The organism is Propioniciclava sp., assembly GCF_036744435.1.
GTDB lineage: Bacteria > Actinomycetota > Actinomycetes > Propionibacteriales > Propionibacteriaceae > Propioniciclava.
The window spans coordinates 1-11,300 of sequence record NZ_DAIOIA010000101.1 but is presented as its reverse complement, the minus strand read 5'-3'; the positions used below and the strand labels follow the sequence as shown (position 1 = coordinate 11,300).

At 70.1% G+C, this 11,300-nt stretch carries 14 protein-coding genes; 11 read left to right on the top strand and 3 right to left on the bottom strand.

Going from position 1 to position 11,300, the window contains the following annotated elements; genetic code table 11:
* The 11 genes from V7E09_RS11925 to V7E09_RS11875 all read left to right on the top strand — a co-directional run.
* On the top strand, nucleotides 1-765 hold a 765-nt coding region (locus V7E09_RS11925), incomplete at its 5' end, for a hypothetical protein (protein WP_324523441.1).
* Entirely contained in the window at nucleotides 714-1,577 is an 864-nt protein-coding gene (locus V7E09_RS11920) for a hypothetical protein (protein ID WP_324512067.1), read from the top strand. The genes V7E09_RS11925 and V7E09_RS11920, both read left to right, overlap by 52 nt.
* Nucleotides 1,574-2,575, top strand: a complete 1,002-nt coding sequence (locus V7E09_RS11915; RefSeq protein WP_324512066.1) for an HAD-IIA family hydrolase — start codon at nucleotides 1,574-1,576, stop codon at nucleotides 2,573-2,575. Before V7E09_RS11920 ends, V7E09_RS11915 begins: the two co-directional genes overlap by 4 nt.
* 100 nt (nucleotides 2,576-2,675) lie before the next feature.
* Nucleotides 2,676-3,299 carry a biotin transporter BioY gene (locus V7E09_RS11910; protein WP_324512065.1) on the top strand — a complete coding sequence of 208 codons (624 nt, stop codon included), beginning with the start codon at nucleotides 2,676-2,678 and terminating at the stop codon, nucleotides 3,297-3,299.
* Nucleotides 3,296-4,000, top strand: a complete 705-nt coding sequence (locus V7E09_RS11905; protein ID WP_324512064.1) for an energy-coupling factor ABC transporter ATP-binding protein — start codon at nucleotides 3,296-3,298, stop codon at nucleotides 3,998-4,000. The genes V7E09_RS11910 and V7E09_RS11905 overlap by 4 nt, the downstream gene beginning before the upstream one ends.
* A complete protein-coding gene (locus V7E09_RS11900; RefSeq protein ID WP_324512063.1) occupies nucleotides 3,997-4,614 on the top strand; it encodes a CbiQ family ECF transporter T component in 618 nt (205 codons plus the stop codon). Before V7E09_RS11905 ends, V7E09_RS11900 begins: the two co-directional genes overlap by 4 nt.
* A gap of 9 nt (nucleotides 4,615-4,623) precedes the next feature.
* Entirely contained in the window at nucleotides 4,624-4,827 is a 204-nt protein-coding gene (locus tag V7E09_RS11895; protein WP_324512062.1) for a hypothetical protein, read from the top strand.
* Entirely contained in the window at nucleotides 4,824-5,564 is a 741-nt protein-coding gene (locus tag V7E09_RS11890) for a TlyA family RNA methyltransferase (RefSeq protein ID WP_324512061.1), read from the top strand. Before V7E09_RS11895 ends, V7E09_RS11890 begins: the two co-directional genes overlap by 4 nt.
* A gap of 9 nt (nucleotides 5,565-5,573) precedes the next feature.
* Complete coding sequence (locus V7E09_RS11885; RefSeq protein WP_324512060.1) at nucleotides 5,574-6,509, top strand: NAD kinase; 936 nt, start codon at nucleotides 5,574-5,576, stop codon at nucleotides 6,507-6,509.
* A complete protein-coding gene (gene recN, locus V7E09_RS11880) occupies nucleotides 6,509-8,191 on the top strand; it encodes a DNA repair protein RecN (protein WP_324523440.1) in 1,683 nt (560 codons plus the stop codon). The genes V7E09_RS11885 and recN overlap by 1 nt, the downstream gene beginning before the upstream one ends.
* Before the next feature lie 118 nt (nucleotides 8,192-8,309).
* On the top strand, nucleotides 8,310-8,807 hold the full coding sequence (locus V7E09_RS11875; RefSeq protein ID WP_442956885.1) for a DUF3145 domain-containing protein: 498 nt from the start codon (nucleotides 8,310-8,312) through the stop codon (nucleotides 8,805-8,807).
* A gap of 71 nt (nucleotides 8,808-8,878) precedes the next feature.
* On the opposite strand, the gene fabF is transcribed toward V7E09_RS11875, so the two are convergent.
* From fabF to V7E09_RS11860, 3 genes are all read right to left on the bottom strand, one after another.
* The gene (gene fabF, locus V7E09_RS11870) at nucleotides 8,879-10,135 is read right to left on the bottom strand and encodes a beta-ketoacyl-ACP synthase II (RefSeq protein ID WP_324512258.1); all 1,257 of its coding nucleotides are present in this window, start codon (nucleotides 10,133-10,135) and stop codon (nucleotides 8,879-8,881) included.
* Between the two features lie 93 nt (nucleotides 10,136-10,228).
* A complete protein-coding gene (locus V7E09_RS11865) occupies nucleotides 10,229-10,471 on the bottom strand; it encodes an acyl carrier protein (protein ID WP_129457181.1) in 243 nt (80 codons plus the stop codon).
* 69 nt (nucleotides 10,472-10,540) lie between these two features.
* On the bottom strand, nucleotides 10,541-11,300 hold a 760-nt coding region (locus V7E09_RS11860), incomplete at its 5' end, for a beta-ketoacyl-ACP synthase 3 (protein ID WP_324523439.1).

Below are 11,300 nucleotides of genomic sequence, written 5' to 3'. Positions count from 1 at the left end.
GTGGTCGCAGTGGTGACTCGCGTGGTTACCAGGGGCGTGGTGGTGACTCGCGTGGATACCAGGACCGTGGTGGTGACTCGCGTGGTCGCAGTGGTGACTCGCGTGGCTACCAAGGTCGCGGTGGTGACTCGCGTGGATACCAGGACCGTGGTGGTGAGTCGCGTGGTTACCAGGGGCGTGGTGGTGACTCGCGCGGATACCAGGACCGTGGTGGTGACTCGCGTGGTCGCAGTGGTGACTCGCGTGGCTACCAAGGTCGCGGTGGTGACTCGCGTGGTTACCAGGACCGTGGTGGTGACTCGCGTGGTCGCGGTGGTGACTCGCGCGGATACCAGGGTCGCGGAGGTGACTCGCGTGGTGAGCGCGGTGGACAGCAGGGCGGCTGGAGCAAGGACCGGGACGGGCAAGGGTCTCGTCCCTCCGGCGGACGCTCGTTCTCGCGCGATTCCGGTTCGGGGTCACGGGAGGGCTACCGCCCTCGTCAGGACGACGGTAGGCCCCGCGATGACCATCGCAGTGGCGGACGCTCCGATCGCGGTCCTCGCCGCGACAGCCGTGGGGCAGGCCCGCGGGAAGATCGGCGTGGCCCCTCGCGCGAGGACCGAGGCGGGCCGCGCCCGGATCGTGACCAGCGCAGGGACGATGACCGCGAGCCGTACGTTCCGCGCCCGGGGCTGGCCCGCAAACCTGACGAGCCCGACACCCCCGAGGACATGGACCTGCGGGACCTCCCGCGCGGAGTGCGGGCGGAACTGCGTGGGCTGAGCCCCGAGATCGCCCAGATCGTGGGGGCGCACCTCTTGAAGGCGGGAGAGTTGATCGATACCGACCCGCAACTCGCCCACGCGCACGCCGAAGCGGCTCGTCGCCGGGCAGCGCGGCTCTCCGTCACCCGGGAGGCCACCGCCGAAGCCGCGTACGCGGCAGGGGAATACCAGGTAGCCCTCGCTGAACTGCGGGCCCTGCGTCGCATGAACGGCGGCAACGAATTCATCGCCGTGATGGCCGACTGCGAGCGCGCGCTCGGGCACCCGGACAAGGCGCTCAAACTCATCAAGGAAGGACTCGCCGAGCAACCCGAGTTCCGTCAGCGGGTCGAGTTGAGGCTGGTGGAGGCCGGTGCCCGGCTTGACTTGGGGCAGGAAGCGGAAGCCCTGCGACTTCTCAAGCACGAGATCGAGGCGTCCTCGGGCAAGGGCTCGCGCGCGGCGCGTGCCAGCTTGCGCTACGGCTATGCGGATCTCCTAGAGCACACCGGGGACGCCGACGGAGCCGAGCGGTGGTTCGCCGCTGCCGCAGCCCTGGACGAAGAGGGCGTCACCGATGCGGGGGATCGCGTGTCTGCCCTGCAGGGGCTGGTGCTGGAGGTCGACGAGGAAGCGCTCCTCGGCGACGAACCCGAGATCGCCGGCGACGACGCTGAGGAGGAGACCGGGGCTCCCGAGGCAGCCGACGACGACGCTGAAGGGGAGACCGCGGCTCCCGAGGCCGCCGCTGGCCCCGCGGATGGAGGCGAGAACGAGACGGGCCTAGTCGCGGAACGAGTCGACTCGGGTGAGGAGGACCGCGACGCGTGAGCAGGTTCATCGACGGCTACGACGCGGCGTTCTTCGACCTGGATGGGGTGCTCTATCGCGGTCCCGGGGCGATCCCGGGTGCCGTCGCCGGCGTCGGGCGACTCCACGCCGGCGGTCTGCGCACGATGTACGTGACGAACAACGCCGCCCGCAGCACCCAGACGGTCGCCGACCACCTGACTCGGCTCGGGTTCGACGCGAGCGAGCCGGACGTGGTCTCCAGCGCCCAGGCGATGGCCGCCCTGCTGCGGGAACGGCTGCCGCAGGAGGCGAAGGTGCTCGTTCTGGGCACCCGGAACCTGCTCGATCACGTGGTGGATGCCGGGATGGTTCCGGTCGAGGGCTTTCGAGACCGCCCCGCGGCGGTCGTGCAGGGCTACGACCCGGCAATGAGCTGGCCCCGGCTTGATCAAGGAGCCTTCGCCATCCAGCACGGCGCGCGGTGGTTCGTGACGAACACCGACTCCACGCGTCCGGAGGCGGACGGGATCGTACCTGGCGCTGGAACCCAGGTGAATGCGATCCGAGCCGCCGTCGCCGAGGGCCCCGACGCGATCGTCGGCAAGCCGTACAGCCCGCTCATCACGGAGGCGCTGCGCCGCAGCGGCGCTCACCGCCCTGTCTTCGTCGGCGATCGCATCGACACCGACATCATGGGCGCACACGCCGCGGGGATCGATTCGTTCCTGGTCTTCACCGGGGCCAGTGGTGCGCAGGATCTCCTGACCGCTCCCGAGGGCGGTCGCCCGACCGCGATCGGGTGGAACGTGGAGTCCCTCTTCGAGCCGGCCCGCGTCGCCAGCACCGAGCAAGGAGTCGCGCGCTGTGGTGCCGCCCGCGCCTGGCTGGAGGCCGCGGGCACAGTCGTCCTCGATGCCCCGACCGACACCGTCGAGGAGCAACTCGACGCGCTGTGGGCGCTGGCCGTCACGGTGTGGCAAGGAGAGACCGGTCCCCTCGATGACCTGGTGGGCCGCTTCACACTGTTGCCCGCGTGAGGTTCACCCCTGTGTGGGCGCTCCTCGGAAGGGTCCCCGGGAGAGCGTGCCCCTGTCGTAGAGTGAGGTCGACGAAACAGCCGAGCCAGGAGAACCCAACATGACCCGCCGAAAGCCGTCGACGCTGACTGACCTGGCCCTCGTGGCCGTTTTCGCCGGCCTCATCGCAGCGTTCTCGCTCGCCCCGGCCATCCCGGTCGGGGCCTTGATGGTCCCGATCACGCTGCAGACGCTGGCGGTGGCGCTCACCGCCATGATCTTGGGCCCGGTGCGCGGTTTCGCAGCCACGTGCCTCTATCTGCTGCTCGGATTCGCGGGCCTGCCGGTCTTCGCGGGCGGGGCGGCCGGCCTCGGGGTCCTCGTGCGCCCGTCGGCGGGATACCTGCTCGCCTTCCCGATCGCGGCCCTCGTCATCGGTTACCTCTCCCGGCGTTTCGTCCTCCGGTACGGCACGGCGGGGCGACGGTGGGGGATGTTCGTCGTGGCCGGACTGGCCGGTTCCATCCTGGTGATCCACCCGCTCGGAATCCTGGGCATGAGCATCAACGGCAACATGCCCCTCGGAGCTGCCGCCCTGCTCGATCTGGCCTACTGGCCCGGCGACCTCATCAAGACGGTGATCGCATCCGTGGTCGCCGTCGCCGTCCACCGTGCCTTCCCCGACCTGTTCGCCCCCGCCCCGCGCGTCACCGACAGCGAGCGCACCGCCGCACACATCGGATGATCCACCTGGAGGGCGTCCGCGTCGACGTCCCCGTGCCCGGCGCCACGGGCGGACCCTGGACGAGTAAGACCCTGCTCCACGACATCACGTGCGTCTTGGCGGAGCGGCGCATCGCATTCATCGGGGCCAACGGGTCCGGCAAGTCGACGCTGCTTCGACTACTGAACGGGCTCACGCTGGCCACGGCCGGAAGCGTCACAGTGGACGGGCTGGATCCCGTCCGGGACGGCGCGGCGGTGCGTCAGCACGTCGGATTCGTGTTCACCGACCCGCTGAGCCAACTCCTCATGCCTACGCCGATCGAGGACGTGGAACTGTCGCTGCGACGAGTCATGCCGCAGCGTGCCGAGCGCCGCGCACGAGCGCTGGAACTCCTGGCCGAGCGAGGCCTGGACCGAGTCGCTGAGCAGAGCATCTACGACCTGTCGGGAGGCGAGCGACAACTCGTGGCGCTGACCGCGGTCTTGGCGGTCGAACCGGGAGTGCTCGTCGCCGACGAGCCGACGACCCTGCTCGACCTGGGCAACCGCTACCGTCTCCGGGCGACCCTGAACGCCCTGGAGCAGCAGATCGTCGTCTCGACCCACGACCTCGATCTGGCTGCCGACGCGGACCGCGTCCTGGTCGTCTCGGGTGGCCGGATCGTCGCCGACGGGGCGCCCACCGAGGCCATCGCGTTCTATGAGGCCAGCCAGCGATGAACGCCGCGCGCGCACTGCTGGGTGTCTACGTGCCCGGCGACACGCTATGGCATCGCCTGGGAGTGGGCCGTAAGTACCTCGTGTTCCTCGTGCTGCTGCTCCCGGCGTTGATCGTCCGGGATCCCGTGGTGGTCACGGCGCTCGTGGTGATCTCCGCCCTGCCCCTGCTCGGGCTGCATCTGCCGCTGCGGCTGGCGCTGGGGGTGCCGTGGCCCCTGGCCGCGATGCTCCTGATCCTGGGCGGCTACCACGCGCTGACGGGGGCGCCCGGGACCGGCGTCACCGTGGTGGGCACGACGGTGCTCGCGTTGTACGCCAGCCGGCTGATCCTGTTCACCACGCCGCTTCCTGCGCTCGTCGATGCCCTGGTCGCTGCTGCGCGTCCCTTCGCCCGGCTCGGGGCCCGGCCGGAACGCTTCGGGCTGGCCGTCGCCATCCTCATTCGATCGATCCCGTTCCTGGCCGCCTCGTTCGGCGACATCCGCGCTGCCGCACGTGCCCGCGGCCTCGAGCGCAACCTGGCCACCGCGCTGACCCCCGTGGTGGTGTCGGCGGTCGCCTACGCGCGGCGCACCGGAGATGCGCTCACTGCTCGTGGGCTCGGCGACGACTAGGCTGCACGGGTGGAAGACGAACAGCGCGCCGAGAACGCCCCCGACGCCGGATCGACGCCGCCGCTCACCGGCAACCAGGACATCGACGAGGCCCTCGCGCGACTCGAGTTGGGCCCCGACGTCCACACCCACCACGATGCGCTGGCCGCGGTCGTCGACGCGGTGCAGCGCGCCCTCAACCCTGCCGACTCCGGACCACGTCGCGCACCGTGAGGCTTGACGCGGCACTCGTCGCACGGGGGCTGGCGCGCGCACGCGGCCAGGCGCGCGACCTGATCGGCGCCGGTCGCGTTCACGTCAACGGGGTCGTCGTCACGAAACCCTCCGCGCCGGTGGAGGAGGCCGACGAGATCAGCGCGGCGCGCGATCCGTGGGTCAGCCGAGCCGCGCACAAGCTGCTGGGAGCACTCGACGCGACCGGCTTGTCCGTGGCCGGAGAGCTGGCGCTCGACGCGGGGGCGTCCACGGGCGGATTCACGCAGGTGCTGCTCGAGCGAGGGGCCAGCCACGTCCATGCCGTCGACGTCGGGCACGGGCAACTCGTCACCGCCCTGCGTGAGGATCCCCGGGTGACCAACCATGAGGGGCTGAATCTGCGTGGGGTGACGCTGGTCGACCTGGGCGGCCGGGCGGTGGACGTGGTGGTCGCCGACGTCTCCTTCATCTCGCTGCGGCTGCTCGTGGGGCCGCTTCGCGCCGTCACCCGGACCGGTGGGGCCGCGCTGCTCATGGTCAAGCCACAATTCGAGGTGGGCCGCGGCCACCTGGACTCACGCGGCGTCGTCCTCGACGAGCGGAGGGCTCAGCAGGGCGTGGAGGAGGTCGCCGAGGCAGCCGTCCGGGCAGGCTGGCGCGAGGTGTGGCGTGGTGCGAGCCCGCTGCCGGGCGAGCACGGCAATCAGGAGTTCTTCCTGCACCTCGTCGCGGAGCCCACCGACGCGGCGCGTTAGGCTGGCGCGGTGAGTCCACGACACATCGCCCTGGGAGTGCACGACCAGCGTCCCGAGGCCGTTGATGCTGCCTGCGACTTCGTCGAGCGGCTCCGGCCCCACGGCTTCGTGTGCTGGGTCAAGGCCAGCACCTATCCGCTGCTGTCGGACCGCATCGGGGACGCAGACGTGCGGCCGTTCACCGAGCGCCCCGACCAGGAGCCCGAACTGGTCGTCGTCTTCGGTGGGGACGGGACGATCCTGCGGGCCGCCGAGTGGGCGGTCCCGCTCGGGTACCCGGTCCTGGGCGTGAATCTGGGGCATGTGGGATTCCTCGCCGAACTCGAGCCCAGCCAAGCGCACTCGCTGGTGGGACGGGTGGTCGAGCGGGACTACCGAGTGGAGGAGCGGTTGTGCTTGGAGGTCGAACTCCGCTCCAGCCACGACGGTGACGTCATCTGGTCCAGCTTCGCGATCAACGAGGTGTCCTTGGAGAAGGCGGCCCGGGAGCGCATGATCGAGGTGGTCGTCGACATCGACGGCCATCCGCTCTCGCGTTGGGGCACCGACGGCGTCCTCGTCGCCACCCCCACCGGTTCGACCGCGTACGCGTTCTCGGCGCAGGGTCCAGTGCTGTGGCCTGACCTCGAGGCGTTGCTGGTGGTGCCGCTCCTGGCTCACGCCCTGTTCGCCCGGCCACTGGTGCTCAGCCCACGCTCGACCGTGGACATCACCATGCTGGAGAATCCGGCCTCCGGCGGCGTCCTCTGGTGCGACGGGCGGCGCAGCGTCTCGGTGGCCCCCTACAACCATGTCACCGTCCGCCGCAGCGGCCACGCGCTGAAGCTGGCCCGCACCTCCGAGCAGCCGTTCGTCCAGCGCCTGGTGCGCAAGTTCGATCTTCCGGTGTTCGGGTGGCGCGGTGCGGCAGAGCGCGATCGCGTCCGAACCGGAGAGGCCGGCTGATGCTGACGGAACTGCGGATCGCCGGACTGGGCGTCATCGGCGACGCCGCCCTTGAACTGGGCGCCGGGTTCACGGCCGTCACCGGCGAGACCGGGGCGGGGAAGACCATGATCGTCACAGGCCTGGGCCTGCTGACGGGGGAGAAGGCCGAGAGCAGGCTGATCCGGCATGGGGGCGCGCGTGCGCTCGTGGAGGGGCGTCTGAGCGTGGACCCGGGACTGGCGGGCCGCATCGCCGAGAACGGCGGGGAGACCGAAGACGGTGAGGTGCTCATTGCCCGGGTGTTGACGCCGTCCCGCTCGCGGGCCCTCGTGGGCGGTGCTCACGTCACCGTTCCCGGGCTGCTGGACGTCGTCGGCGAGCAGATCACCATCCACGGTCAAAGCGAGCAACTGCGCCTGGGGACGGCCGAGCGTCAACGCGAGGTGCTCGACGCCTTCGGGGGGCCTGAGCTGGACGCGAACCTGACGGCCTATCGACGCCAGTGGGCTCGGCACCGGGCAGACAGCGAGGAACTGGCCGAGCTCCGGGAACGCGCGCAGGAACGCGCCCGCGAGTTGGCGGTCCTTGAGTTCGGACTCGCCGAAATCGAGAAGGTCGCACCGCTGGCCGACGAAGACGTGGTCCTGCAGGCCGAGGCCCGTTCCCTGCAGGCCGTCGACGACCTGCGGCAGGCCGCACGTGCCGCCACCGTCGCGTTGGCCGGCGAGGACGACGCCTTCGACGAGCAGCCGACCGCCCTCGGCCTGGTGGCGGCAGCGCGCAAGGCGTTGGACGCGGTCGCCGAGGACGATCCCGGCGCGGCGGGGCTGGCGCAGCGGCTGGCCGAGGTGTCCTTCCTGCTGAGCGATGCGGCGACGGAGGTGGCCTCCTACCTTGCCGGACTCGAGGCGGACCCTGCCCGGTTGGAGTGGATCGCCGGGCGGCTGGCCGCCTTGCAGGGGCTGACGCGCAAGTACGGTGCCACGATGGCCGACGTGCTGAGTTGGGCCGCCGATGCCGCCGTGGATGTGGAGCGCCTGCAAGGCTCCGACGAGCGGATCGTGAGCCTGGCGGGCGCGGTCGCCCAGGAGCGCGGCGAGCTGGAGGAACTCGGAACGATGATCGGCGCCGCCCGTCGTCGAGCTGCGGGCGAACTGGCGCAACGGGTGGAGGCGGAGCTCACGGCCTTGGCGATGCCGCATGCGCGGCTCACCTTCGAGGTTTCCCCGCTGCCCGATCTGGGACCTCAGGGAGGCGATCAGGTGACGTTGCTGTTCGCGGCCAACCCGGGATCGACGCCTGCCCCCCTGGCCAAGGTCGCCTCGGGCGGCGAGCTGTCACGGGTCCGGCTGGCGCTGGAGGTGGTCCTTGCTGGCGGGGCGTCGGGGCACACCTTCGTCTTCGACGAGGTGGACGCCGGGGTCGGCGGCGCAGTCGCCTTGGAGATCGGGCGCCGGCTCAAGCGGCTGGCGGCGAGCAGCCAAGTCATCGTCGTCACCCATCTCGCGCAGGTGGCAGCCTTCGCGGACCGGCAGTTCGTCGTTCACAAGGCCGACGACGGACAGGTCACCACATCGGGGATCGCCGAGGTGACCGGCGAGGCCCGCGTCGACGAGTTGGCCCGGATGATGGCCGGATTCGACACCACCAAGGCGGCCCGCGATCACGCCGCCGAACTGCTTGCGCAGGCGAGCGACTGAATGGATGAACCTGCCGGGTGCGTCGGCTTGACAGACCCGGCAGAATGAAGTGAACACGCGCACGAACGCGGCATAGGTGAGGCAGGGGAAGGCAGCACCGAAGCCGAAGGAGAGCGTCGTGAACACCACCCGCGGGATGTTGACCATCATGTCCGCACCCTCACCGTTGTGCCCGCACGTCGAATGGGCCCTCGGTGGGGTTGTTGGCGCGCCCATTTCGCTGGACTGGCGACCCCAGCCGGCCGAGCGAGGCAGCTATCGCAGCGAGTTCAGTTGGACGGGGGCCCCGGGGGTCACAGCCACGTTGGTGAGCGCGCTCAAGCGTTGGCCGCGGCTGCGTTTTGAGGCATCCGAGTCGGGGAGTGCGGTTGCCGAGCCCGAGCGCTACTCCTACACGCCCACGCTGGGCGTGTTTCACGCGATGACCACGCTGAACGGTGACGTCGTGGTTCCCGAGGACCGGCTTCGACGGGCAATGCTGACGGCGGCCGGCGATGCGGAGGCGCTGCAGGACGAACTGGATGCCCTGCTGGGATCAGCGTGGGACGAGGAACTCGACGTGTTCCGGCAGGCAGGCGAAGGGGAGTCCCTGCGCTGGCTGCACGAGGTGGGCTGAACGCCGCCTTGATATGCGAGGGGCCCCACGAGCAGTCATGCTCGTGGGGCCCCTGCGTCGTGACAGGCGAGTCAGGCCGTGACGTTCTCGTTCGTGACCGCGACGGCAACGTTGTGGCCACCGAAGCCGAACGAGTTGTTCAGCGCGGCGAGGTCGCCCGCGGGCAACGTTCGCGTCGCGTTCGCGGCAATGTCGAGGTCCAGCCCCTCTTCCGGATCGACCAGGTTGATGGTCGGCGGCACCACGCGGTCGCGCAGGGCCAGGACGGTGGCAAGCGTCTCCAGGGCGCCTGCGGCGCCCAGCAGATGCCCGGTCATGGACTTCGTCGACGTGACGACCACCTGGTCGGTGGCCGCGCCCAGCGCCAACCGGATCGAATGAGCCTCGGTCACGTCACCTTGTGGCGTCGAGGTGCCGTGGGCGTTGACGTGGCGGATGTCAGCGGGGGCCAGCCCGCTCTCGCGCAACGCCTTGATCATGGCCTGGGCCTGGCCGTGGCCGGACGGCTCGGGCTGCACGATGTCGTGGTTGTCGTCGGAGATCCCCGCACCCGCCAGGGTGCCGTAGATCTTCGCCCCACGGGCCCGCGCGTGCTCCAGGGACTCCAGTACCAAGACGGCGGAGCCTTCGCTGAGCACGAAACCGTCCCGGCCCTTGTCCCAGGGGCGCGAGGCCGTCTGGGGGTCGTCGTTGCGCTTGGAGAGCGCCTGCATCTGAGCAAAGGCACCGATCGGAAGCGGATGGATGGTGGCTTCCGTTCCACCCGCCACGATGATGTCGGCGCGGCCGAGGCGGATCTGGTCCACTGCGAGCGACAGCGCCTCGTTCGAGGAGGCGCATGCCGACACGGGGGCGTGTACGGCTGCAGCGGCGTTCACCAGGAGGCCGACGTTCGCCGCAGAAGCATTCGCCATCAGCATGGGGATGGTGAAGGGGCTGACCCGGCGCGGGCCCTTGTCCTTGTAGACGTCCCAGTTGCCCAGCAGCGTGTGGAGGCCGCCGATGCCGGTGCCCAGGCAGACCGCCAATCGCTCGGGGTCGATCTCATTACCGTCGCCCAACCCGAGGCCGGCATCCAGCCAGGCCTCCTCCGCGGCAATGAGCGCCAGTTGGGTGTTGCGGTCCAGCCGCCGAGCCTTGACCCGGTCGATCTTCTCGCTGGGATCATGGGCGACATGCCCGGCGATGCGGACGGACAGGTCCTCGGCCCAGGGCTCGGTCAGCGCACGCACGCCGGACTGCCCGGCCAACATGGCGGACCACGTCGACGCCACGTCGCCACCCAGCGGCGTCGTGGCACCCATTCCGGTGATGACGATCTGCTTCATCGATCTCGTTCCTTCGTGCTGGAGGCGGAGCTCCCCGGACGTGGTGCGTCCGAGATGGTGGGGCGCCCGGACCCCCGGGCACCCGCGGCGACGTCAGCTGTGCTGCTCGACGTAGGCGACGGCGTCGCCGACGGTCTTGAGGTTCTTGCTCTCCTCGTCGGGGATCGTGACGCCGAACTTGTCCTCGCAGCCGACGATGATCTCGACCATCGCGAGGCTGTCGACGTCGAGGTCATCGACGAAGGACTTGTCGAGCTGGACGTCCTCGACCGGGACGCCGGCAACCTCGTTGACGAGCTCGGCGAGCTGCGAACGGATCTCTTCAGTGGTGGCCATGAGGTTTCTCCTTGATGTGTTGGTGTGCAGATGTTGCACCGGCCAGGAAGGCCGGACGAGGTGGGTGGGTCAGGGGATCGTGATGACCTGACCGGCGTAGACCAGCCCGGCACCGAAGCCGATGATGAGGCAGGTGTCGCCGCTGGTGGCCTCGCCGCTGCGGATCATCGCGTCCAGGGCGACGCCGATGGAGGCGGCCGAGTTGTTGCCGTAGTGGACGATCGTGCGCGCGACCTTCACCGAGTCGGGCAGCTTCAGGTGCCGCAGCATGGCGTCGGTGATCCGGTTGTTCGCCTGATGGGGGACGAACAGGTCGAGCTCCTCAGGGGACAGCCCGGCGGCCTCGAGGGCTCGCTTGGCCGCGTCCGCGATGAAGGTGGTCGCCCAGCGGAACACGGGACGGCCGTCCATCATGATCTGGGACGGTTCCCCGGTGGCGACAGCCTCGGGCCAGGTTCGGTTCATCTCGATGACGGTCGCCTGATGCCCGTCCGATCCCCACACGAGGGGGCCCATCGTCGCGACCTCGGACGGTCCGACCACGGCGGCGCCCGCGCCGTCGGCGAACAGGAACGCGGTGGTGCGATCGGTCAGGTCGGTCATCTCCGACAGCGTCTCGGCGCCGATCGCCAGCACATGCGTGGCGGCACCGGAGCGCACCAGCGATTCAGCCATGCCGATGCCGTAGCAGAACCCGGCGCACGCGGCGGAGATGTCGAACGCCGCAGCGTCCACGCATCCCAGTTCGGCGGCGACGATCGCTGCCAGGGACGGCGTCTGCACCAGGTGGCTGACCGTCGAGATGATGACGGCGTCGATGTCGGCCGCG

Bases quoted from the DNA above. Each gene is read 5' to 3' on its own strand.
- V7E09_RS11920 (WP_324512067.1), top strand. From the start codon at position 714: ATGGACCTGCGGGACCTCCCGCGCGGAGTGCGGGCGGAACTGCGTGGG.
- V7E09_RS11905 (WP_324512064.1), top strand. From the start codon at position 3,296: ATGATCCACCTGGAGGGCGTCCGCGTCGACGTCCCCGTGCCCGGCGCC.
- V7E09_RS11865 (WP_129457181.1), bottom strand. From the start codon at position 10,471: ATGGCCACCACTGAAGAGATCCGTTCGCAGCTCGCCGAGCTCGTCAAC.
- fabF (WP_324512258.1), bottom strand. From the start codon at position 10,135: ATGAAGCAGATCGTCATCACCGGAATGGGTGCCACGACGCCGCTGGGT.
- recN (WP_324523440.1), top strand. From the start codon at position 6,509: ATGCTGACGGAACTGCGGATCGCCGGACTGGGCGTCATCGGCGACGCC.
- V7E09_RS11910 (WP_324512065.1), top strand. From the start codon at position 2,676: ATGACCCGCCGAAAGCCGTCGACGCTGACTGACCTGGCCCTCGTGGCC.
- V7E09_RS11900 (WP_324512063.1), top strand. From the start codon at position 3,997: ATGAACGCCGCGCGCGCACTGCTGGGTGTCTACGTGCCCGGCGACACG.